21 protein-coding genes are annotated in these 21,069 nt (G+C 58.4%); 6 read left to right on the plus strand and 15 right to left on the minus strand.

Annotated features, from left to right (window positions below):
- Positions 1-42: 42 nt before the first annotated feature.
- From ACTJK5_RS09015 to ACTJK5_RS09030, 4 genes are all read right to left on the minus strand, one after another.
- Positions 43-237 carry an NfeD family protein gene (locus tag ACTJK5_RS09015; protein WP_062425942.1) on the minus strand — a complete coding sequence of 65 codons (195 nt, stop codon included), beginning with the start codon at positions 235-237 and terminating at the stop codon, positions 43-45.
- Between the two features lie 14 nt (positions 238-251).
- On the minus strand, positions 252-1,109 hold the full coding sequence (locus ACTJK5_RS09020; protein WP_440612210.1) for a S49 family peptidase: 858 nt from the start codon (positions 1,107-1,109) through the stop codon (positions 252-254).
- 110 nt (positions 1,110-1,219) lie between these two features.
- A complete protein-coding gene (locus tag ACTJK5_RS09025) occupies positions 1,220-2,011 on the minus strand; it encodes a tRNA1(Val) (adenine(37)-N6)-methyltransferase (RefSeq protein ID WP_440612211.1) in 792 nt (263 codons plus the stop codon).
- 6 nt (positions 2,012-2,017) lie between these two features.
- On the minus strand, positions 2,018-2,245 hold the full coding sequence (locus ACTJK5_RS09030) for a putative signal transducing protein (protein ID WP_440612212.1): 228 nt from the start codon (positions 2,243-2,245) through the stop codon (positions 2,018-2,020).
- A gap of 111 nt (positions 2,246-2,356) precedes the next feature.
- Between ACTJK5_RS09030 and ACTJK5_RS09035 the strand changes: the two genes are divergently transcribed.
- The 4 genes from ACTJK5_RS09035 to moaB all read left to right on the plus strand — a co-directional run bounded on the left by ACTJK5_RS09035 (position 2,357) and on the right by moaB (position 6,924).
- A complete protein-coding gene (locus ACTJK5_RS09035) occupies positions 2,357-3,373 on the plus strand; it encodes a polyprenyl synthetase family protein (RefSeq protein WP_440612213.1) in 1,017 nt (338 codons plus the stop codon).
- Between the two features lie 249 nt (positions 3,374-3,622).
- The gene (locus ACTJK5_RS09040; protein ID WP_440612214.1) at positions 3,623-5,458 is read left to right on the plus strand and encodes a tetratricopeptide repeat protein; all 1,836 of its coding nucleotides are present in this window, start codon (positions 3,623-3,625) and stop codon (positions 5,456-5,458) included.
- Between the two features lie 6 nt (positions 5,459-5,464).
- Positions 5,465-6,373: a 4-(cytidine 5'-diphospho)-2-C-methyl-D-erythritol kinase gene (locus ACTJK5_RS09045; protein WP_440612215.1), complete on the plus strand. Its 909-nt coding sequence runs from the start codon at positions 5,465-5,467 to the stop codon at positions 6,371-6,373.
- Positions 6,370-6,924 carry a molybdenum cofactor biosynthesis protein B gene (gene moaB / locus ACTJK5_RS09050; RefSeq protein ID WP_062425947.1) on the plus strand — a complete coding sequence of 185 codons (555 nt, stop codon included), beginning with the start codon at positions 6,370-6,372 and terminating at the stop codon, positions 6,922-6,924. The genes ACTJK5_RS09045 and moaB overlap by 4 nt, the downstream gene beginning before the upstream one ends.
- A 3-nt stretch (positions 6,925-6,927) precedes the next feature.
- Here the strand turns inward: moaB and ACTJK5_RS09055 are convergent, their stop codons facing one another.
- The gene (locus tag ACTJK5_RS09055; RefSeq protein WP_062425948.1) at positions 6,928-7,446 is read right to left on the minus strand and encodes a glycosyltransferase family A protein; all 519 of its coding nucleotides are present in this window, start codon (positions 7,444-7,446) and stop codon (positions 6,928-6,930) included.
- Positions 7,447-7,712: 266 nt separating this feature from the next.
- On the opposite strand from ACTJK5_RS09055, the gene ACTJK5_RS09060 reads away from it, so the two are divergent.
- Together ACTJK5_RS09060 and ACTJK5_RS09065 are read left to right on the plus strand one after the other, a co-directional pair.
- Positions 7,713-8,870, plus strand: a complete 1,158-nt coding sequence (locus ACTJK5_RS09060; RefSeq protein WP_440612216.1) for a PA0069 family radical SAM protein — start codon at positions 7,713-7,715, stop codon at positions 8,868-8,870.
- 299 nt (positions 8,871-9,169) lie between these two features.
- On the plus strand, positions 9,170-9,844 hold the full coding sequence (locus ACTJK5_RS09065; RefSeq protein WP_440612217.1) for a ribonuclease HII: 675 nt from the start codon (positions 9,170-9,172) through the stop codon (positions 9,842-9,844).
- Between the two features lie 45 nt (positions 9,845-9,889).
- Here the strand turns inward: ACTJK5_RS09065 and ACTJK5_RS09070 are convergent, their stop codons facing one another.
- From ACTJK5_RS09070 to apbC, 10 genes are all read right to left on the minus strand, one after another.
- Entirely contained in the window at positions 9,890-11,719 is a 1,830-nt protein-coding gene (locus ACTJK5_RS09070; RefSeq protein WP_440612218.1) for a methyl-accepting chemotaxis protein, read from the minus strand.
- A gap of 521 nt (positions 11,720-12,240) precedes the next feature.
- Positions 12,241-12,726: a F0F1 ATP synthase subunit B gene (locus ACTJK5_RS09075; protein ID WP_062425952.1), complete on the minus strand. Its 486-nt coding sequence runs from the start codon at positions 12,724-12,726 to the stop codon at positions 12,241-12,243.
- A gap of 1 nt (position 12,727) precedes the next feature.
- Positions 12,728-13,366, minus strand: coding sequence for a F0F1 ATP synthase subunit B (locus tag ACTJK5_RS09080; protein WP_112358859.1), 639 nt, complete (start codon positions 13,364-13,366; stop codon positions 12,728-12,730).
- A gap of 79 nt (positions 13,367-13,445) precedes the next feature.
- Positions 13,446-13,673: a F0F1 ATP synthase subunit C gene (locus ACTJK5_RS09085; protein WP_027673924.1), complete on the minus strand. Its 228-nt coding sequence runs from the start codon at positions 13,671-13,673 to the stop codon at positions 13,446-13,448.
- Between the two features lie 70 nt (positions 13,674-13,743).
- Positions 13,744-14,493, minus strand: a complete 750-nt coding sequence (locus ACTJK5_RS09090) for a F0F1 ATP synthase subunit A (RefSeq protein WP_062438540.1) — start codon at positions 14,491-14,493, stop codon at positions 13,744-13,746.
- 70 nt (positions 14,494-14,563) lie between these two features.
- Positions 14,564-14,929: an AtpZ/AtpI family protein gene (locus ACTJK5_RS09095; protein ID WP_440612219.1), complete on the minus strand. Its 366-nt coding sequence runs from the start codon at positions 14,927-14,929 to the stop codon at positions 14,564-14,566.
- A gap of 302 nt (positions 14,930-15,231) precedes the next feature.
- Entirely contained in the window at positions 15,232-16,407 is a 1,176-nt protein-coding gene (locus ACTJK5_RS09100) for a cell wall hydrolase (RefSeq protein WP_440612220.1), read from the minus strand.
- A 174-nt stretch (positions 16,408-16,581) separates the two neighbouring features.
- The gene (locus ACTJK5_RS09105; RefSeq protein WP_165807420.1) at positions 16,582-18,474 is read right to left on the minus strand and encodes a potassium transporter Kup; all 1,893 of its coding nucleotides are present in this window, start codon (positions 18,472-18,474) and stop codon (positions 16,582-16,584) included.
- A gap of 38 nt (positions 18,475-18,512) precedes the next feature.
- A complete protein-coding gene (corA, locus tag ACTJK5_RS09110; RefSeq protein ID WP_440612221.1) occupies positions 18,513-19,490 on the minus strand; it encodes a magnesium/cobalt transporter CorA in 978 nt (325 codons plus the stop codon).
- Positions 19,491-19,817: 327 nt separating this feature from the next.
- Positions 19,818-20,945 carry an iron-sulfur cluster carrier protein ApbC gene (gene apbC, locus ACTJK5_RS09115; RefSeq protein WP_440612222.1) on the minus strand — a complete coding sequence of 376 codons (1,128 nt, stop codon included), beginning with the start codon at positions 20,943-20,945 and terminating at the stop codon, positions 19,818-19,820.
- Between the last annotated feature and the right edge of the window lie 124 nt (positions 20,946-21,069).

Consider the following 21,069-nt stretch of genomic DNA (forward strand, 5'->3'; position numbering starts at 1 on the left):
GCAAGTATGGCAATCATCGCGGCCAGCGAACGACGCCTCCTCTTATACCTCGTCTTCTCTCTTGACGCGATATTCGCCCGTCGTCGGGTCCTTGACCAAGGTGCCGGTCGCGCCCGTCTGGCGCTCCTTCTCCTGCCGCTTCGATTTGGCGGACAGCTTCTCGGCATCCGTCACAAATCGCCGGTAGAGGATGATCGCCCCGATCACGAGCAGGGCGAGCGTTATCAATTGGGCCATTTAAATCGCGTCCATCACAATCCGTATCTGGCCCACAATGCCTTTTCTTCGGCAACTTCTGCAAGTCCCGAAGCGGCGGAGGCAGCGATTGCCTGTGCGCAAAGATCGACACCCGGCACCTTTTTACCGAACAGGTTTCTTGCACCGCTGATCAGTTGCAGTTTAACCTTTTCACCATAGCGTCGGCGCAGCACGTCCTTCATGTCGCCGAGGCCATCGACGAGGCCGAGATCGACGCCACGCATGCCTGTCCAGAACAGGCCGGAGAACAGAGCCGGATCGTCTTTCAATTTCGCGCCACGGCGAAGCTTGACCATGTCGATGAAGACGTTGTGGATTTCAGACTGGAGCGACTTCAGGTACTCGATGTCGCCTTCCTTCTCCGGCTGGAAGGGATCGAGGATCGCCTTGTTTTCGCCGGACGTATAGACGCGGCGCTCCACACCGATCTTGCGCAGCATTTCGGGAAAGCCGAAGCCGCCGGAGACAACGCCGATGGAGCCGACGATGGATGTGGGATCGGCGATGATCTCATCACCGGCCAGTGCAATCATGTAGCCGCCGGAGGCTGCGACATCCTCGACGAAGATGAGAACCTTCTTGTCCTTCTCTTCGGCAAGCTGGCGAATGCGGTTGTAGATCATCCGCGACTGGACCGGCGAACCGCCAGGAGAATTCAGTGAGATGGCGACGACCGGCGCATCCTTCATGCCGAAGGCTTTGTCGAGCAGTAGCGCATAGCCTGCGAGGTTGAGAGCCGGGCGAAGCTGGCTGCCACCCGCCATGATCGCGCCATGCATGCGCACCACCGGCACGACCAATTCCTGCTTGCGAAATCGCTTCGGAACAATGCGCTTCAAAAACCCGGCCATCTTCATCCTCTTCGTCGTTTATCTCGAAAAGGGATGTATGTATCGCGCTCGCAAACGCAATGGTGGCCCTGGAAATTCGTTTTGCCGGATAGCGTTTTTCGCCAGCGGTTTCAGCCAGAAGAGCGCACAGTTTTGTGATTGCGGCGATAGGCGGCTCGTCCGTTGTTCAAATCATCGACAGCGGCTGAAAAGGCGTGGCTGTCCTCTTCATGCATGATCAACGGCGCGCGGAAGGTCAGACGCGCGCGGGAGCCCTTGATCGCCGTCACGAGCATTCGCACGGCGTTTTCTCCTTGTCTTGGATGGATAAGGGTAATCTCCATCCCACCAAAGCGGCGCCCGCATGCGGAGATGATATCGGCCACCGATTGGGGGCGGGCGATCAGGGAGAGCTGCCCACCCGGCGCCAAGATGGCACCTGCCGTTCTGATCCAATGCTCGAAGAGATCATCCGTCATGGCATGGGCCTGCGCCTTCAAGGCATCCGGTGTCTTGCGATCTCCCGCATCATTGTAAGGCGGGTTCATGATGACGTGATCGAAATGATCATCGATAAGGCCGGCTTCGGCACGGGCACTGGCGCGCAAGGTTACATCCGCTTGATGGACGGTTAGGCGATCCGTAAGGTGTGCGTTTTCCGGAAGCGCGATGCTGCGCCTGGCGAAATCGACCATCTCGGAGGCATATTCGAAAAGCGTGACTTCGGCATTCTCCAGACGCGCTGCAACGGCAAATCCGGCTGCACCGGCGCCAGCACCAAGGTCGGCCACGCGGCACGGCTGGTCATCTGCCACCAGCGAGGCAAGCAGCATGGCATCCATGCCTGCCCTGTGTCCCCTGCCCTTCGGCTGGACCAGATGAAACCGACCCCGGTGAAATGCGTCGACGGTCTCCGACGTCATCGTTGATCAGGCCTCGTCTCGCAGTTCGTCGGCAAGGCCCGCATCGATGAGGATGCGGCGCGCTTGCTCTGACCTGTAAGCCTCGACGAGGAAACGGCGGGGCAGAAGCCCAAGCGAACCTTCCAGAATGCTCATGCCCTGGTCGGCAATCATGCAATGAATGCCGGCATCCTTCATCAGGCTTTCTGCGAAAGAAAGCAGGACAGCATCGTTTGTTCGGATCAATTCACGCATCAATGAGTTTCCGCATTCCCATATTTTTGAAGGTCATGAGGCGATTCCACACTTGCCGCCACCATCGTCGCTTTCTATTGTCAAACCGAAATCGAATAGGAGTCCGTTCCGTTGGGCGTCGTCATACCGCTTGAAGAAAGCAAAAACAAACTCGCATCCGTCAAGCCGCTTGTCGATCTGACCCGTCCGGACATGGAACGCGTCAACCAACTGATCCTCTCCAAGGCCGGATCGGATGTGCAGATGATCCCGGAAGTGGCGAACCACCTGATCTCTTCCGGTGGCAAGCGGCTGCGCCCGATGCTGACTCTCGCCTCCGCCTCCATGTTCGGTTACGATGGCGACCACCATATCAAGCTCGCTACCAGCGTCGAGTTCATGCACACCGCAACGCTGCTGCATGACGACGTGGTGGACGAAAGCGATCTGCGCCGCGGCAAGTCGACCGCGCGCACCATCTGGGGCAACCAGGCGAGCGTCCTGGTCGGCGACTTTCTGCTCGGTCAGGCCTTCCGCATGATGGTGGATGTCGGCTCGCTGGACGCGCTGGATGTGCTCTCCACTGCCGCTTCCGTGATTGCCGAAGGCGAAGTGCTGCAGCTTTCCGTCGCCAAGAACATGGAAACGACGGAAGACGACTATCTCCAGGTTATCCGCGCCAAGACCGCCGCGCTTTTCGCGGCCGCTGCCGAAGTCGGACCGATCGTTGCCAAGACCGACAAGGCGACGCGCGGCGCGCTGAAATCCTACGGCATGAATCTCGGCCTTGCGTTTCAGCTTGTCGACGACGTTCTGGACTACGGTGGCAAATCGGCAGATCTCGGCAAGAACACGGGTGATGATTTCCGCGAGGGCAAGATCACCCTTCCGGTCATCCTGTCGTATCGTCGTGGCACCACCGACGAGCGGGCCTTCTGGAAACGCGCGATCGAAAATGGCGAGAGCACGGATGAAAATCTCGAGGTCGCGCTCGGTCTCATCAAGAAATATAACGGCCTGACGGACACGATCTCTCGCGCCAACCATTACGGCACGATCGCACGCGATGCGCTCGCACCAATGCCGAAGAGCCCGTGGAAGGATGCGTTGATGGAAGTGATCGACTTCTGCATCGAGCGCGTCAACTGACGGCGCGGCAGAGTTTTCCTCGAAAGAGGAGTGGTCGGCGAAATGGAGAGCGGCAGCAGAATTTGTTGCAGGCCTGCTTCAAAAAAGCCATTCTATCGTGACGTGATGCACCGCTTTCTGAACCGATTCCGGTTTCCGATGGCGTGTCTATCTCAACCTTAACAGTGATCAAAGGCAGATGTGGTGCCCGGCGCTGTCAAGTTTGAAGCTGATTTTTCAGTGCGGAAGCACACAAGCAAGGGTTCCTTCATGCGGCGCAATCCAGCATTTCGTCTTTTCTGCAGCGCGGCCTTCATTGCCGCACTCACGCTTGGCGCAGGCTCTGCCGCGCTGGCAGAGACGAAGCCCGCCGATAAGGCGGAAGAGGCCGTCAAGTTCGATCCTGGTCGGGTCACCACCTTTTCAGGCGCATTTCTGGCTGCCCGCACCGCGGATGTCGACCAGGATTACGCGACCGCCATCACCCTTTACCAGAAGGCTTTGGATTTTGATCCGGCCAACACCGAGATTCGCCAGCGCCTGATGATCGCGCAACTGTTGAGCGGCGACTTCGAGGCCGGCGCCAAGATTGCCGACAGCCTGAAGGACGACAGCTCGGTAGAGCGCGTGACGACGATCGTGCGTGCACTTGCCGCCATCAAGCACAAAGAATTCTCCTCCGCCGAGAAAATCCTGAAATATAGCGGCCCGAACGATCTGGACCGCATGGTCAATACGCTTCTTGCTGCCTGGGCGCGCGCTGGTGCCGGAAAGAGCAAAGAAGCGCTCGCCATGGTCAATGGCATGAAGGGGCCGGGCTGGTTCTCGATCTTCCAGAAATACAACGCGGGCGCCATTGCGCTCGTCACCGGCAACACGGACGCGGCTCGCAAGAGCCTGAGCGAAGCGGTGGCCGACCGTGAAGGCGGCGCGACCGCAACCGATACCTATATGCGCGCCGTCATGGCACTGGCGCGGCTGGAGGCGAAAGCTGGCAACAAGCAAAAGGCGCTGGACACGATTGCCGTCGGCGACGGTTTTGCTCCGAATTACGCGCCCTTGAAGGCGCTGCGCCAGAGCATCGAAAAGGGTGAAAAGCCGGACCAGCAGGTTCAGACCGCCGTTGAAGGCGCTGCCTCCGTGATGTTCTCGATTGCCGGTGCGCTGAACCGCGAAGGTGCGGAGGAGATCGTCACGCTCTATCTTCAGGCGTCGCGCGCACTCGACCCGAAGAGTGCCGATACGCTCATCCTTCTTGGCGGCTTGGCCGAGGCGCAGAAGCAGGCCGAGCGCGCCATCGAATTCTATCGCGAAGTGCCGGCCGACTCGCCGATGCATCGCATTTCCGAGCTGCAGCTTGGCCTGACACTGGCACAGACCGGCAAGGTCGATGAGGCGCGCCAGCATCTGAAGGCGCTGCTCGAATCCGATCCTGACGACATTCGCTCCTACCTCGCCTATGGCGCCGTCCTGTCGGACGCCAAAGACTATGCCGCCATGGCTGCCAATTACGACAAGGCTGTCGAGGTGATCGGCGCGGTCCCGAAGAAGTCCGACTGGACGATCTTCTTCCAGCGCGGCATTGCCTATGAGCGTCTGAAGCAGTGGGACAAGGCAGAGCCGAACTTCAAGCGGGCGCTAGAGCTCAACCCGGAACAGCCCCAGGTTCTGAACTATCTCGGCTATTCCTGGGTCGACAAGAACATGAACCTCGACCAAGGCATCGACATGATCCGCCGCGCGGTGGAGCTTCGCCCCAATGACGGCTATATCGTCGATTCGCTCGGTTGGGCGCATTATCGTCTTGGCGCTTTCGATGAAGCCGTAACCGAACTGGAACGTGCGATCGAGCTTCGCGCCGGGGACCCCACCATCAACGACCACCTTGGTGACGCCTATTGGCGTGTCGGTCGCAAGCTGGAAGCAGTCTACCAGTGGAACCGCGCGCTGATCGGCGATAGCGACGATGTAGACAAGGCGAAGGTGAAGGAAAAGATCGCCAACGGCCTGCCGCCGTTGGAAAAGGACGCGGAGAACACCGCGAAAAAGGATCAGGCTCCCCCGCCACCTGCACCGCCGGCCCCTGCCCCGGACAAAAAATCCTGACCTCGGATGGATCCGACTGATGGGAAGGGAGCGGTCGATACTGTTGATGCCGCTCCGGCAAAGATCAACCTTGCCCTGCATGTGACGGGGCAAAGGGAGGACGGCTACCACCTCCTCGACATGCTGGTGACCTTTACCGAAGCAGGCGATGTCGTCCGCATTCGCGGTGCCGCCGAAGACAGCTTTTCGATCTCCGGGCGATTTGCCTCGGAGCTTCTTCAGTCGGATGCGAGCAACAATCTTGTGCTGAAGGCGCGCGATCTCCTTCGCGGCCATGTGCAGAAAAGCGGGCTCACACCAGCGCCCGTTGCCATTCACCTGGAGAAAAACCTGCCGGTCGCCTCTGGGATTGGCGGCGGTTCGGCCGATGCCGCGGCAGCCTTGCGTGGATTGATCCGCCACTGGCAACTGCATATTGACGACAAGACCTTGAACGACATGGCGTTGATACTCGGTGCGGACGTACCGATGTGTCTTGCCAGCCAGCCACTGATCGCACAGGGGATTGGAGAAGAGATTACGCTTCTTCCGCAGTTTCCTCAATTGTCGCTGGTGCTGGTCAACCCGCTCAAGGGGGTTTCGACACCGCATGTCTTCCGGCTACTGAAGGAGAAGCAGAATGCACCCCTTCCCGCACCGCTTGAGGATCAAGGACACTCCTGGCTTTCGATGATGGACGCGCTCAGAAACGATCTGCAACCTCCAGCCGTGAAGCTTCTGCCGGAGATCGGTGATATGCTGGCAATGCTTCATTCACAGGGCGCGGATGTTGCGCGCATGTCCGGTTCGGGCGCCACATGCTTCGGCATTTTTTCCGACTGGGAGAAAGCGGAGGCCGCAGCAGCATCGCTTCGGGAACAGAAGCCCGGATGGTATGTTCAAGAGACCAGAACGATTGCAGGGAGAGCGTCATGAGTGAGAAGAACACGGGTGGAGAGCGGCAATTCATTCCGGTCGGTATCGCCGTTCTGACCGTCTCTGACACGCGCACTTTGGCGGACGACAAATCCGGCAACACGCTGGCGGCACGGATCGAGGAGGCAGGCCACCGTCTTGTGGATCGTGCGATCGTGCCCGATGACGTAGGCGCCATTCGCGAAAAGGTGCAAGGCTGGACGCTGTCGGATGAAATCGATGTGGTCATTACCACGGGTGGCACGGGCTTTACCGGGCGCGACGTGACGCCGGAAGCCCTGGAGCCCCTGTTCGACAAGCGCATGGACGGCTTCTCAGAGGTGTTCCACCGCATCTCCTATGACAAGATCGGCACATCCACCATCCAGTCACGCGCCACCGCCGGGCTTGTCAACACAACCTTCGTCTTCGTTCTGCCGGGTTCACCAGGCGCCTGCAAGGACGCGTGGGACGGCATTTTGAAAGCGCAGCTTGATTATCGCCACATGCCGTGCAACTTCGTGGAAATCATGCCACGGCTGGACGAGCATCTGCGCCGCACGAAGGGCTGATCCCTATCGCGTTGGACGCAGCGCCCATGCTGGCACCAACTCCGCGGTCAGTCTGCGCGGCTTCTGGGATTTTGAAAATTCCTTCGGCGGAAGGCCGGATTTCGCGAGTTGGAGCGCATCCTGCTTGCGCAGCAACAGGCCGAATTCCAGTGGCGGACCGCGGCGAAGCAGTCGCTTCAGAAAAGGCTTTTTATAATAGCGCGATGGAGAGAATTGCGCGGGCCGCTCGTTTAGCGCCATATATTCGAGAATATCTTCAATCCAGCCGCCCTGCGGACGGCTGCCCGGCTCGATCAGCAACACCCACTCGCCTCGGATCGATTGAATGACATCGCCGATCTCCCAGCGCTGATGGAAGCGGCAACCGGCAGCTTCGGCGACCCGCGCCGAGCCATCGTGTGAGGCGTGGTCGAGAATAATGACGTCGCTGATCAAACCCTTCACGGCGCCCGTCACCAGCGCCGAAAGCGTATGCGCAAGCTCGGGCTCTTGGTTTCGGCATTCCATGATGACTGTCAGCATGTTCTCGTCACTTGTGGTGCGTTCCAGACGATAAAGTTCCTACAGCATCGCCATGGAAACCCAAATGGATTTTCTGTCGTGGCACCCGGCAAAATGATGCAATGCAGCAGGACAGTTCCATTGTTTCTTGCTTTGCAGCGCTCCTCCTCGCGCAGCATACCGCGCGAGAAAGCGCTACCAAGTTCTTTTGTTCTTGTATTGTTCTCATATTTAGCGTAGGAATCGTTTCATCCAATTCGCTGGCGCAGGCCGGTCAGGAGCATCAGATGAGACACCAAGTGCTTTCGGGGCAGGCTGCCTATCAGCCGGGCCATACGCCGGATATTGCCAATGCTCTGGCAGATGACTCTGGCCTGAGGATCGAAATCGATCGTCGTCGCGGCAGAGGTGCGGGCATCAATCCTGGCGGTCGTTTCGAGACGTTGCAGCATGAAGCCTTTAACGATGGCTGGGACATCATCGAAGAACTGCCGGAGTTCAAGACGGATGTGCAGGTGGAAAAGCCGCGCACAATCATTACCCGCAACGAATCGCCTGACATCCCCTTCGACCGATCGATCAATCCCTATCGCGGCTGCGAGCATGGCTGCATCTATTGCTTCGCCCGTCCGACGCACAGCTATATGGGACTTTCGGCCGGCCTCGACTTCGAAGCGAAGCTTTTTGCCAAGCCGGACGCCGCCAAGCTTCTGGAACGCGAGCTTTCCAAGCCGGGCTACAAGGCGCGGGTGATTGCAATCGGCACCAATACCGATCCCTACCAGCCGATCGAAAAGGAATGGCGGATCATGCGCCAGATTCTCGAGGTGTTGGCCAAGGCGGAACATCCGGTCGCCATTGTCACGAAATCGGCGCTGATCACGCGCGACATCGATATTCTGGCGCCCATGGCAAAGAAGGGTCTCGTCAAGGTCGGCATTTCGGTGACAACGCTCGATCGCAAACTTGCCCGCAGCATGGAGCCCCGCGCCTCGACGCCATCGAAACGGTTGGAGGCAGTCAAGACGCTTACGGAGGCTGGCATACCAGTGGCCGTGATGATGGCCCCTGTCATCCCAGCATTGAACGATCATGAGATCGAGCTGGTGCTGGAGGCTGGTAAAGCCGCCGGTGCGACAGAGGCCTCGTATGTGCTGCTGCGTCTACCCCTTGAGGTCAGCCCGCTGTTTCGTGACTGGTTGCTGCGCAACTACCCGGATCGCTACCGCCATGTCATGTCGCTGGTGCGCTCCATGCGCGACGGCAAGGAATATGACTCGGAGTTTGGCAAGCGCATGAAGGGTGCTGGACCCTATGCGTGGCAGATCAGCCGCCGCTTCGAAATGGCGACTAAAAGGCTCGGTCTCATTCGCAGGGGCATCCAGCTGCGTGACGATCTCTTTGCCCCACCCAGCGGTGCCGGCGTGCAGCTCTCCTTGCTTTGAAGGAAGGAGACGCTCGGTCCAGCTACCGCTTACGACATGGGTTCTTGGCGCGTCTCCACAGAGCTGCGCCGAAACCACGGCTGTGAAGCCCCTCTTCGAAGAAATGTTCGGTGCGCGTCCCTGACGTACCGGCATTGCCCCCGGTTCCGCCGCCTCGCGTGCGATTTCTCGTTTTCCGCCGCCCTATAGGAAAACGACCCTGGCCTCTTGAGCCATGGATGACAACCACGCCCTACGGGTTGTCTATCGCCGCACCGGGGGCTTGCGGGAGATCGGGTGTCTGTGCAAGTTTCCGCCGCATGAAGCGACGCACAGCATCCGATTCTCCTGCCCTGTTCGATCTTGCTCCGGCGAGCCCCGACTTCAGCATGGAGCTAGAAGCACGCCAGCGCGGCCTGTGGCCCGTGGCCGGGACCGATGAGGCTGGCCGAGGCCCTTTGGCCGGTCCGGTCGTTGCCGCCGCCGTCATTCTTGATCCCGACAATATTCCTGACGGCCTTGATGATTCCAAGAAGCTCACCAAGGCAAAGCGGGAAGTGCTGTTTACGAAGATCGTGGAAACCTCGATCGTCTCCGTTGCGTCATCCGGTCCGGTGCTGATCGACCGGATCAATATACTGCGCGCAAGCCTCGATGCCATGCGCCGCGCCGTCCTTGGGCTTGAGCTTGCGCCTCGGCTGGTGTTGGCCGATGGGCGCGACAAACCGCCGGGCATGTCTTGCGAAGCAAAGGCCGTGACCAAGGGAGATGCGCGATCCCTGTCGATTGCTGCCGCGTCGATCATCGCCAAGGTTACAAGAGACCGGATGATGGAGCGGGCCGGGACTGTGCATACCGCCTACGGCTTCGAGCTTCATGCGGGTTACGGAACGCCCGTGCACCTTCGGGCCATCGAAGCCCATGGCGCCTGCTCACTTCATCGAATGAGCTTTCGGCCGCTTCGGCAGGATGCTGCCGAAGCCGACGTCGCCTGATAGGCTGGCACTCTCCCCGGTGGTTGAAGAGCGCCTTTCCGTCCATCAACCGGCCATACGCATATAGCCCTCTCGGTTGGCACCTTGCTGCGCGTGATCGGCCAGCTTGAACTGCTCGAGTAGCGCACGCAGCCTCTCGCTTTCTGTCGCCAGTGCAGAGGTTGCGGTGGTGGTTTCCTGCACGAGGGCGGCATTCTGTTGCGTCGTCTGGTCCATCTGGTTGACGGCTGTGTTCACTTCCGAAAGACCCGTCGCCTGTTCCTGGGATGAGGTGGCAATCGCGCCCATGTGCTCATTGACGGCTTCGACGTGGTGACTGATCGTCTTGAGCGCATCGCCGGTCTGCTGAACCAGCTTCACGCCGCTCTCCACCTCATGCGACGACTTGCCAATCAGCTCCTTGATTTCCTTGGCGGCCTGGGCAGAACGCTGCGCCAATTCGCGCACCTCCTGAGCAACGACTGCGAAGCCCTTGCCAGCTTCGCCAGCGCGTGCCGCCTCGACGCCGGCGTTCAGCGCCAGCAAATTGGTCTGGAAGGCGATCTCGTCGATGACCACGATGATATTGGAAATCTGGCCAGAGGAATGTTCAATACGCTGCATCGCGTCGACTGCCGCTGCAACGACATTGCCGGAGACCTTCGCGGCCTGGTTGGCTTCGCTTGCAGCGCCTGTCGCCTCCCGGGCGCGCTTGGTGGAGTTCGCCACGTTGACGGTGATCTCATCCAGTGCCGCAGCGGTTTGTTCGAGGGTCGCAGCCTGCTGCTCTGTACGCCGGGAGAGATCTGCCGAGCCCTCGGCAATCTCACGGGTTCCGCTGTTCATCGTTTCGATCGCGCGCGAAATTTCCGTCAGCGTATTACCGAGCTGCTGAATGGAGTGGTTGAAGTCGGTTCTGAGTGGCTCGAAATCAGGCGCAAAGGTCTCGTTCAGACGGAATGCCAGATCCCCGGAGGCAAGCCGGCGAAGCCCTGCCGCCAGACCCGATGTCGCCACGCGCAGTCGTTCCTCTGCGTCAGCTTCAGCCTTTCGCTGCGCCTCCACCCGTTCTGCTTCGGCGCGCTTGCGGTTTTGCTCCGACTCGGCCTCAAGCCGCTTGTTTTCGATAGCGCCCTGACGGAAGACCTCGACGGCCTCCGCCATGGAGCCGATTTCGTCCTTGCGGTGACGGCCCGGGATATCGATCCGCGTATCGCCGGAGGACAGCCTGCGCATGACTGCCGTCATCTGCACGAGCGGCCTTGCGATGTAACGATTGCCGAAGATCGCGGCACCCAGACCGATGGTCATCGCGACGGCAAGCGCGATGTAGTTGAGTGTGATCGCCGTACCGGCGGTGGCGACGGTCACATCGCCCTCAGCACGCACATCCATCTCGATGTCGTCAACCGCCTCCTGAAGGCTGGTCTTGGCTTGGTCGTAAGCATTCAACGCGCCACCGGAAAACAGCCATCTGGCCTCGTCCATCTTATTGGCCTCGACAAGGGCCAGTACCTGCGCCCACTTGCCCTGGGCCGCGGCCCAGCGCGCGTTGAAGCTTTCGAAGTGCTGCTTATCCGCATCATCGACGAGATATTCCTGGTATTCCTTCAGCTTTGCAGTGAGTGCACTATCTGCCTTGGATAATTCAGCCTGAAAATCGGCCCGCGCGTCCGGATCTGCAATAACGATGGCGCCCTGCGCGTTTCTAATGCTGCCGATATCGGCATTGATAGCGCCAATAACGATGAAACCTGGAACTCGTTGACGGACGATAACGTCGATCCCGTCCTCGATCTGCAACATGGATCTGATTGAGGAGACGCCCTGCACACCCGCCACAAGAATCATGATCCCGGACAGCGCCGCAAGAACCTTGCCAAGCGATAGTTTCATAGTGTCTTCCCCAAATAACTATATGGTCATGATCTTGGACGCGTGTCCGGCTTAAAGCCTCGCTACAAATCATTTGCAGTGAAGGGCGCGAGACTGGTCCAACTGGATTGCCCGCGACGCTTAAGACTAAATATTATCAAATAAGGTTTATATTTAATTAAGTTATATCTTATGTTATTTTTATCTTAAACGTTTCATAAAGTAAGCGACCCTGGCCTCCGAGACTGACGATCAAGAGCAACAATGCCTAGCGCTGAGGAATTTTCTATTATGCCACTCTGTTTCGCGTGACATAAGCAAAGACCAATACTTGGCGGTCGGGCAATATCCGGACGGTCCTGTTGGCGCCAATGCTTGTGCCTGAAGCATGCCGCGCGAAACCGCCGCACACTCTGTGCGGCGTTCTGTGAAAGGTGATGGTGCCTTCGGTTTCGGATCTTAGGAGCATAACAACAAAAAAACCCTTCGGGGGTGACCCGAAGGGGTTTTGAATATTCAATGCGTGCAGATCGCGCCTGGGCTTAGTTCAGCCGAGACTTCACTTCGCCGACGGCAGACTTGAACAGCTTGCCCTTGGCAGCAGCCGTCGTCTTTTCGGCGATCAGCTTTTCAGACGCTGCGATTGCAATGTCGACTGCGGCAGAGCGAACAGCGCCGATCGCATCTGTTTCGGCCTGCTTGATCTTCTGCTCGGAAAGCGCGGTACGGCGAGCGACAAACTCTTCCGTCTTCGCCTTGGCTTCGGCGGTCAGAGCGGCGGCTTCGCGTTCGGCCGCAGCAACGATGGCTGCTGCATCCGCTTCCGCTTCCTTGCGCTTGCGCTGATATTCCGCCAGCAGATGCTGAGCTTCTTCGCGCAGGCGTTTGGCTTCCGCCAGTTCCTCGGTGATGTTCTTGGCGCGCTCGTCGAGCGAGCTTGCCAGCATGCCTGGAACCTTGAGGTAGGCAATCAGCACGAAGAAGAGAATAAGGCCTACGAGTGCGTAGAATGATGCATCAAACGCCATCTTAAGCTCCCTTCACATCGGATACCGCGGCAACAGCTGCCTTGGCATCGGTGTCTTTGACCTTCGTGCCGATCAGTTGATCGACGACAGCGGTCGCGGTTTCTTCAGCAATTGTGCCGACATCGGCCAAGGCCTGCTGCTTGATGGACGCGATACGCGCTTCGGCAGCGGAAAGCTTCTCAGCCAGTTCCGCTTCGACTGCTGCGCGGTCCGCATCGGCTTTTGCCTTTGCAGCGTCGCGGGCAGCGGATGCGATGGATCCGGCCTTGGCGCGTGCTGCGGCAAGTTCTTTTTCATAGGTTTCGATCGCGGCATCAGCCTCGGACTTCAGCCGGGAGGCTTCATCGAGATCCTGTGCGATACGGCCATGACGATCCTCAAGGATGCCACCGACGCGCGGCACGATGAATTTCTTCATGAGCACGTAGAAAAGGCCGAACGAAATCGCCAGCCACAGAAGCTGGGATGCGTAGGTCGACGAATCGAATGGCGGAAATACGCCGGACCCGTGACCGGCGTCATGCGCCACTCCGGTTTCCGTATGCGTTGCTTCCGGGGCCGTCTGGCCGACAGCGGGTGTTTCCGTCGTCGTTCCGGTTGACGGCGCTGCTGACTGGGCAAGAGCCTCGGTCACGAACATGCTCACCTCCAGGGGTACTGCAAATGCGAAGGATCACGGCACGCCGTTTGCGAGCCGTGATCCAAACCTGATGCTGTTATTAGACAGCGAACAGGAGAAGGAGAGCAACGAGCAGCGAGAAGATGCCCAGAGCTTCCGTAACGGCGAAGCCGAATACCAGACGGCCGAACTGGCTGTCAGCGGCAGACGGGTTGCGCAGTGCGCCGGAGAGGAAATCGCCGAAGATACGGCCGAGAGCGAGGGACGTACCAGCCATGCCGAGGCATGCGAGACCTGCGCCGATGTACTTTGCTGCTTCCGCTTCCATATTAAGCTCCTTGAAATGGTTGTTGCGGCTGTTTTTTGACACCCGGTTCCGGGGCCAGCGACTTTACTTCTCAGTGACCACCATGCACGGCGTCGTTCAGGTACATGCACGTCAGTACCGCGAAGACATATGCCTGCAAGAAGGCGACGAGAAATTCGAGAGCGGTCATGGCGACCGTCATGAGGAGAGGCAGGATCGCTCCGCCGACACCGATCGCGCCAAGCGCGCTCATGGAAGCGACAAAACCTGCGAACACCTTCAGCGTGATGTGACCTGCCAGCATGTTCGCGAAAAGACGAACGGAAAGGCTGATCGGACGCGAGAGGAAGGAAATGACCTCGATGGAAGAAACCAGAGGCAGAAGGACTGCCGGAACACCCGACGGTGCGAAGATACCGAGGAAGTGCAGACCGTGCTTATAGAAACCGTAAACGACGACCGTTCCGATGACGAGGCAGGACAGCGCGAAGGTGACGATGATCTGGCTGGTGACCGTAAAGAAATACGGGAACATGCCAAGGAGATTGGCCGTCAGCACGAACATGAAGAGCGAGAAGACAAAGGGAAAGAAGACCATTCCCTTCTTGCCTGCACCTTCACGCAGCATCGAAGCGATGAACTCATAGGACATTTCAGCAACGGACTGCATGCGACCTGGGATCAGACCGCGGTTCGACGTTGCGAAATAAAGGAAGCCCGACGCCGCAGCGACCGTTGCGACCATGAAAAGCGACGCATTGGTGAACGAAAAATCGACGCCACCGATGTTGATCGGGATAATCGGCTGCACCAAGAACTGATGAGTCGGATCGTTTGCCACCGGCTGCCCTCTTTACCTGTTGCCGCAAAACCGCGGCACCTCGCATCTATATTCCATGGAAAGAGCGGCTTTAGCCGTTTTTCTCCCCACCCTGATCTTTCCCCAGCCCGTCCTTGAGAAGCGGCGACTTGGCCACTACCCCTGCGGACCGCAGGACATTCAATACGCCCGCACAGAAACCGAGAAGAAGAAGAACGATCATCCCCCACGGCGACGTGCCGGCAAAATAGTCCAGAAGATAACCCAGCATCGCGCCGACAATAATTGCGGAAATGAACTCCGAAGAGAGCTTGATCGCCATCGCAAAGCCTTTCCGGCTTTCCTCCGCGCTCTGCTCCGTCCGCCTCTCCGCTTCGTCCTCCGCATGAACCTTGGCCAATCCCTCGGCAAGGCGCCTGCGGCGCTCGTCCAGACTATCGTTACGGTTGCCGGTCATTTTCAAATCCTGCCCTTTATCTCCGTTCCAGCGATGCCAGAACCCTTTGGAGTTGTAAACGGCAGGGCTTTTAGCCTGTTCCAGCCCGCTCTGAAGTCGCGCGCAACATAGTTTTAGGGACTTCGCTAGTCAAGGCACCGTCGGCGCTTGTTTCAGCACAAATTTTCCAAGCAAAATCAGTCGCTTGAACGACAAGCACGGATTCTTGGCACGGTTTGCTGATGGAATCGGCATTTTTGACACGAGTTTTGCAGGCAAATCCGCGTGATCGCGACAGCGCGCGCTTGTGAAATGGAAACGTTCTAGCTCCAGCCACCGCCATAGGTACGGTAGAAGACATGCAATCCGATCCTGCCGACCTTCTTCATGGATTTGCCCCAGGCGGGTCGGACATAAATGGCGTGATAATGGGTTGCAGAGCCCACTTCGCTCAGCCAGATCTTGCCGGCTGTCGTCGCCATGGCAACTTCACGCGCCATCTTCCAGTGCCGCTCGGAATTGACGCGGTCTTTGATGTTGTCGCAGGCGAAGGAGAACTGGCAGCGGTTACGCCAGTCCTTGTTCTGATAGACCACGCCGCAGATGGTTTTCGGATAGGCGGGGTTGCGCACACGGTTGAGAATGACCTGGGCGACAGCCGCCTGACCTTTGATCGACTCGCCTCGGGCCTCGAAATAGATGCCGGAGGCCAGGCATTGCTGCTCTGCCGCGGAGAAGGCTTCCGCTGGCAGCGGTGTCGCAGCCCAGGCGTGATCGTCTGGCGTGATCGGCGGGATGAAGCGGCCGGTATCCGGTTTTTTCAGGATGGCGTCGAAGGGCGACTCGCGGGCGAAGTCTGGCTCCGGCGGCGCATAGGCTGTCGCCAATATATCCGGGGTGCGGTTGGTGACCAGATCCGCCAACATCGGTGAGACCGTCCTGTCGGCCTTCTTCTCATCGCGACGGAAATAGAAGGAGGCCAGCTCGATCTCCTTGCTCTTCTTCGGCTTGACGAAGGCGGTGCGATCCTTGCGCTTCAGCGGCTCGATGTCGATCATGCTGGTGCGTTGAAGAACGGAGCCGGCGGTAAAGGCTTTCGGCGGCTGCATGACTTCGGTGGCGATCACCCTGCCCTTCTTGGCGGCGCGATTGACGCGTTCGCTATCGGGCGTCGTCTCATGGCCACCCTTTTTGGTGACGAAAGCAACCTTGCGGCCATCGGGAAGCGTCATGCCTGCGCCGGTGATGGCGGCGGTATCGCTCGCATCATTGAAGGCCAGGGAAGCATTGTGGACGGAACCCGCTGGGGAGTTGGTCAGCACCATGCGCCACTGTTCGCCGCCAGCGTCAAGACCGGCAAGAAGCGAAGCCAGATCGGCACGCGCTGCAAGGGAGGGGAACGCAAGCCAGGCCACAAGGCCAAAGACAATAGGCGAGGTCCACTTCTCATAGGCAATGAGGGGCCCGCGACGCGATACTTTTCTTGAACGCAAAACCATGACTCCGGACACACGCAAACGACTTGCTACACAACCGGATAATCTCTCATTAACCTTGATGCTTGGTTAACGAGGCGCCTCTGAAAGCCACCTCACATTAATGTGTGGCCAGATACTAAAACGCGCCGCTCTCCATCGGAAAGCGACGCGTGCAACGGCTTTTACAACGAGGGCTCAGATGACCACGTGTGAGCCCAGTTCGACGACGCGGTTTGTCGGCAGGCGGAAGTAATCGGATGGGTCAGCAGCATTTTCAGCCAAAGCGATGAATAGCCTGTTCTGCCATCCAGGCATGGCGGACTTCGAATCCGGCACCAGTTTTCGACGTCCCAGATAGAAGGAGGTCGACATGATGTCGAACTTGTAGCCAGTGCGTCGCAGATAGCCGAGTGCCTGGGTGACGTTCTGGGTTTCCATGAAGCCGAAATGCAATTCCACCACGACGAAGCGCTCGCTGACCTTGGTCATGGTGTAGCGTTTGTCCGGGTGAACGCGCGGCGTATCTTCCGTGCGGATCGTCAGGATGACGTTCTTGTCGTGCAGAACGTGGTTGTGCTTGAGGTTGTGCAGCAAGGCGGCGGGTGCCGTCTCGGGATCGCCCGTCAGGAAGATTGCCGTGCCGGGGATGCGCACCGGCGCATGCGCGCTTTCCTTTTCTACGGAGGCGACGAAGGCCTTCAGCGGCACGTCGGTTCTGCGGGTCTTGGCAAAGAGAATTTTGGAGCCGCGCTGCCACGTCATCATGATGACGGTAAAGGCGATAGCCAGCAGGACCGGCACGTAGCCACCGTCGTGGATCTTCAAGAGGTTCGCACCGAGGAAGATCAATTCAAGCGTGATAAAGGGCAGAACCACCAGGAGGGTGAGCGGCAGCGACCATTTCCAGTGGCTGCGGGCAAACTGGAAGAACAACAGGCTGGTCACGACCATCGCGCCGGTAACGGAGATGCCGTAGGCGGTGGCGAGCGCATCGGAACTCTTGAAGGTGAGCACCAGGGCGACGACGCCAAAGAGCAGCACCGTGTTGACGGACGGCAGATAGATTTGCCCGGTGTTGGTCTCGGAGGTGAAGAGGATTTCCATGCGCGGCAGGTAGCCGAGGTTGATCGCCTGGCGCACCATCGAAAAGGCACCCGTGATGACCGCCTGGCTGGCGATGATCGTGGCAGCCGTCGCAAGGATAACCGCCGGCAGCAGCGCCCATTGCGGAAACATCAGATAGAAGGGGTTGGACATGGTCGACTGGTCCTTCAGAACCAGTGCGCCTTGGCCGAGATAATTCAGCGTGAGTGCGGGAAAGACCAGCGCGAACCAGGCCCATTGAATGGGCTTGCGTCCAAAATGACCCAGATCGGCATAAAGCGCTTCTGCACCCGTAATCGTCAGGAAGACTGCACCCAGCACGACGAGGCCGTAAAAGCCCTCATTCATCAAAAACTCGACGGCATGGACCGGATTGAACGAATAGAGGATCCTATAGTCATCGGAGATATGCAGGAGCCCGACAAGGCCCATCACGATGAACCAGACGGCTGTGATCGGGCCGAAGAACTTTGCGACGATTTCTGTGCCATGGGACTGGATGGCAAAGAGACCGACCAGAATGACAAGCGAAATGGGAATAATGAATTCATCCATCTGCGGCGTCACGAGCTTCAGGCCTTCCACGGCGGAAAGGACCGAAAGCGCGGGCGTGATCATCGCGTCGCCCAGGAAGAGGGCAGCACCAATCAGGCCGAGCATGATGAGAAAATTGCGCCGAGCGCCTGCTCTCTTCATCAGGAGAGCAAGAAGCGAGAGCGTGCCGCCTTCGCCATCATTGTCCGCGCGCAGCAGAAAACAGATGTATTTGATCGTGACGATGATCGTCAGAGACCAGATCATCAGTGAGATAAGGCCGATGACTTCAGCCTCCGTCAGCCCGTCCTGGGAGATCGGCTTCAGCGCTTCTCTGAACGCATAGAGAGGGCTCGTGCCGATATCGCCATACACGACGCCGATGGAACCGAGCATGGCCGCAAACAGGCCTTGCTGGTGGCGGTCCTCGACGTCAGGCTTATCGAGCATGTCTTTTTCAAACGCATTAGGCATATGAATCCTGGCCTTTAAAGCCAGCCCTTCCAGCGAAAAACGATAAACGGGATGATCGCCGATATCAGCATAACGAAGATTGCAAGCGGATAGCCATAGGCCCACTGCAATTCCGGCATGCGCGCGAAGTTCATTCCGTAAATGGAGGCCACCAGCGTCGGTGGCAGAAAGACCACCGAAGCGATGGAGAAAATCTTGATGATGGCGTTTTGCTCGACATTGATAATGCCAAGCGATGCATCCAGCAGAAAGGTCAGGTTGCCGGAAATGTAGGACACGTGCTCGGACAGCGAATGGATGTCGCGCGCGATCGACGCTCCCATTTCCTTGGCATCCTTGTCCTCCTGAACGAGGGTCGTCGCGTGCAGGAAAGACTGGACGCGCGCAAGTGACGTCAGACTGTCGCGCACTTTCGAGACCAGGCGATGGAAGGAAGCGATTTCAGCAATCTTGTCTTCCAGATAGCGAGGTTCCTTGCGCTTACTGCGCGCCTCGCCGCCGAAGATTCCCTTCGCAACATGGTCGATACCGACCACAGTGTTCTCGATAATTTCGGCCGTCCGGTCGACGATCGTTTCGAGCAGCTTCAAAAGCAGAACCGCACCGCTGCGGATTTCATGCGGCGTGCGGGTGATGGCGGCGATGAAGATATTGAACGACTTCGGCTCCGCATAGCGGATCGTCACCAGCCGGTTTCCGACGAGAATGAAAGCAACGTCGGTCAATTGGGGATCGGACGAATCTGCCTTCCAGACGAGCGACGCCGTCATGAAGACATTATTGTCTTCCGTATAGAGGCGGCTGGAAGGCTCGATATCCTTCAAATCCTCGCGCGTCGGAAGCTCGGCGCCAAGCAGGGCTTCGACGCGCTTCTCTTCGTCACGGTGAGGGTTGATGAGATCGATCCAGACGATGTCTTCGGATAAATGCGCAAGATCCCCGTCAGCAGACAGGCTGATCGCCTCGCAATTCGAGCGATAGGCTTTTATCAATCAGTTTCTCCGGTCCGCGGCGCCGATTGTCATCGGCTGGTCGATCTAACACATCATCCGTAGCGTCCGCAAACGCATGAGCAAGACTGCGGTTCAAACGGCGCCGGGCTATGCTCCCAACAGGGTAAAGAATCAAGCGGTATTTTCGTCTAAGGCTTTAGGCTGGGTTGCGTCTGCACTCACAACACTTAAGAAAAAATCATTAAATACAAGCTACTAATAGGCTTTTTACTCAGCCTAAATCTTGCGGGCCTGCTTGCCGTGCTCGATAGATATGCAGTCAGTGCATCGATATCGGCCCATTTTCCGTAAGATTTTCAAGGTGTTCTATTCAAATATGATCTTCGGCGCCGTGCGGGCGGTGCCTCTTCCAATCTCTGTCCACACCTTTTGTGCAATCTCCCTGTAGGATTGCGCCTGTGGGCCATCCGGTTCGGAGACGACGATCGGCGTCCCGGCATCAGACGTTTCGCGGATCGACATGGTCAGAGGCACAGCACCCAGGAATGGAACGCCGATACGCTCCGCCTCGGCTTGCGCACCGCCATGGCCAAAAATGTCGTATCGCTTGCCGGTATCCGGCGCGATGAAGTAGCTCATATTCTCGATCACGCCGAGAAGGGGCACCTCGACCTTGCGGAACATGGTGATGCCCTTGCGCGCATCGATGAGTGCCAGATCCTGAGGCGTGGAGACGATGACAGCACCTGCCAGAGGCACCTGCTGGGCGATCGTCAACTGCACGTCACCGGTTCCGGGCGGCATATCGAGAACCAAAACGTCCAGTTCTCCCCAGACGACTTCGCGCAGCATCTGCATCAGGGCCGATTGCACCATAGGCCCGCGCCAGATCATGGCAGCTTCCTCATCCACGAGGAAACCCATGGACATGACTTTCAGGCCGTAATTTTCCATTGGCATGATGGTGCGGCCTTCGCCCTGCTTTGGTCGGCCTGATATGCCGAGAAGCCTCGGGACGGAAGGGCCGTAAATATCGGCGTCGAGAACGCCAACGCGCAAACCCAGCGCCTGCAAACCCAAAGCGAGATTGACGGCGGTGGTGGATTTTCCAACCCCACCCTTGCCGGAGGCGACCGCGATGATCGAGCCGATGCCGGGAACGCCAGCCTTTGCCTGCTGTGGCGCAGGTCTCGGTGCTGCCGGTCGGGCCTTTGGCGCCGGGGTATTTGAGGCGTTGCTCGGCCTGCTATTGGCGGTCAAAGCCACCACGGCTGCCTTGACGCCTGGAACGCCAAGTGTCGCCTTTTCCGCCGCAAGCCGCAGAGGCTCCAGCTCCTTGGCGCGATCTGCGGGCACGGTAAGGGAGAAGTAGGCTTTCGAATCGCTCAGGAAGATTTCCGAGACCATGCCGAGTGCGACGATGCTTTTGTCGCTCCCTGGATAGATGACCTGCTCCAGAGCCTGTTCGATCTGTTTTTTATCCGCTTGTGCCATGCCCAACCCCATCCGCTTCAGCAAGGGTTAGATAAGGGAGCCCACGCTATTCGCCAATATCAGCGCATCGGGTTTAACAGAGAAACGCATCGCCGTGCAAATCGGCATGCGTCATGAGGCACCG

The organism is Agrobacterium sp. 22094, assembly GCF_052046015.1.
Taxonomy (GTDB): Bacteria; Pseudomonadota; Alphaproteobacteria; order Rhizobiales; family Rhizobiaceae; genus Agrobacterium; species Agrobacterium cavarae.

What these genes read in the sequence shown, in the direction of transcription:
- ACTJK5_RS09015 (WP_062425942.1), bottom strand. Translation starts at nt 237, where the DNA reads ATGGCCCAATTGATAACGCTCGCCCTGCTCGTGATCGGGGCGATCATC.
- ACTJK5_RS09020 (WP_440612210.1), bottom strand. Translation starts at nt 1,109, where the DNA reads ATGGCCGGGTTTTTGAAGCGCATTGTTCCGAAGCGATTTCGCAAGCAG.
- ACTJK5_RS09025 (WP_440612211.1), bottom strand. Translation starts at nt 2,011, where the DNA reads ATGACGTCGGAGACCGTCGACGCATTTCACCGGGGTCGGTTTCATCTG.
- ACTJK5_RS09030 (WP_440612212.1), bottom strand. Translation starts at nt 2,245, where the DNA reads ATGCGTGAATTGATCCGAACAAACGATGCTGTCCTGCTTTCTTTCGCA.
- ACTJK5_RS09040 (WP_440612214.1), top strand. Translation starts at nt 3,623, where the DNA reads ATGCGGCGCAATCCAGCATTTCGTCTTTTCTGCAGCGCGGCCTTCATT.
- ACTJK5_RS09045 (WP_440612215.1), top strand. Translation starts at nt 5,465, where the DNA reads ATGGATCCGACTGATGGGAAGGGAGCGGTCGATACTGTTGATGCCGCT.
- moaB (WP_062425947.1), top strand. Translation starts at nt 6,370, where the DNA reads ATGAGTGAGAAGAACACGGGTGGAGAGCGGCAATTCATTCCGGTCGGT.
- ACTJK5_RS09055 (WP_062425948.1), bottom strand. Translation starts at nt 7,446, where the DNA reads ATGCTGACAGTCATCATGGAATGCCGAAACCAAGAGCCCGAGCTTGCG.
- ACTJK5_RS09060 (WP_440612216.1), top strand. Translation starts at nt 7,713, where the DNA reads ATGAGACACCAAGTGCTTTCGGGGCAGGCTGCCTATCAGCCGGGCCAT.
- ACTJK5_RS09065 (WP_440612217.1), top strand. Translation starts at nt 9,170, where the DNA reads ATGAAGCGACGCACAGCATCCGATTCTCCTGCCCTGTTCGATCTTGCT.
- ACTJK5_RS09070 (WP_440612218.1), bottom strand. Translation starts at nt 11,719, where the DNA reads ATGAAACTATCGCTTGGCAAGGTTCTTGCGGCGCTGTCCGGGATCATG.
- ACTJK5_RS09075 (WP_062425952.1), bottom strand. Translation starts at nt 12,726, where the DNA reads ATGGCGTTTGATGCATCATTCTACGCACTCGTAGGCCTTATTCTCTTC.
- ACTJK5_RS09080 (WP_112358859.1), bottom strand. Translation starts at nt 13,366, where the DNA reads ATGTTCGTGACCGAGGCTCTTGCCCAGTCAGCAGCGCCGTCAACCGGA.
- ACTJK5_RS09085 (WP_027673924.1), bottom strand. Translation starts at nt 13,673, where the DNA reads ATGGAAGCGGAAGCAGCAAAGTACATCGGCGCAGGTCTCGCATGCCTC.
- ACTJK5_RS09095 (WP_440612219.1), bottom strand. Translation starts at nt 14,929, where the DNA reads ATGACCGGCAACCGTAACGATAGTCTGGACGAGCGCCGCAGGCGCCTT.
- ACTJK5_RS09100 (WP_440612220.1), bottom strand. Translation starts at nt 16,407, where the DNA reads ATGGTTTTGCGTTCAAGAAAAGTATCGCGTCGCGGGCCCCTCATTGCC.
- ACTJK5_RS09105 (WP_165807420.1), bottom strand. Translation starts at nt 18,474, where the DNA reads ATGCTCGATAAGCCTGACGTCGAGGACCGCCACCAGCAAGGCCTGTTT.
- apbC (WP_440612222.1), bottom strand. Translation starts at nt 20,945, where the DNA reads ATGGCACAAGCGGATAAAAAACAGATCGAACAGGCTCTGGAGCAGGTC.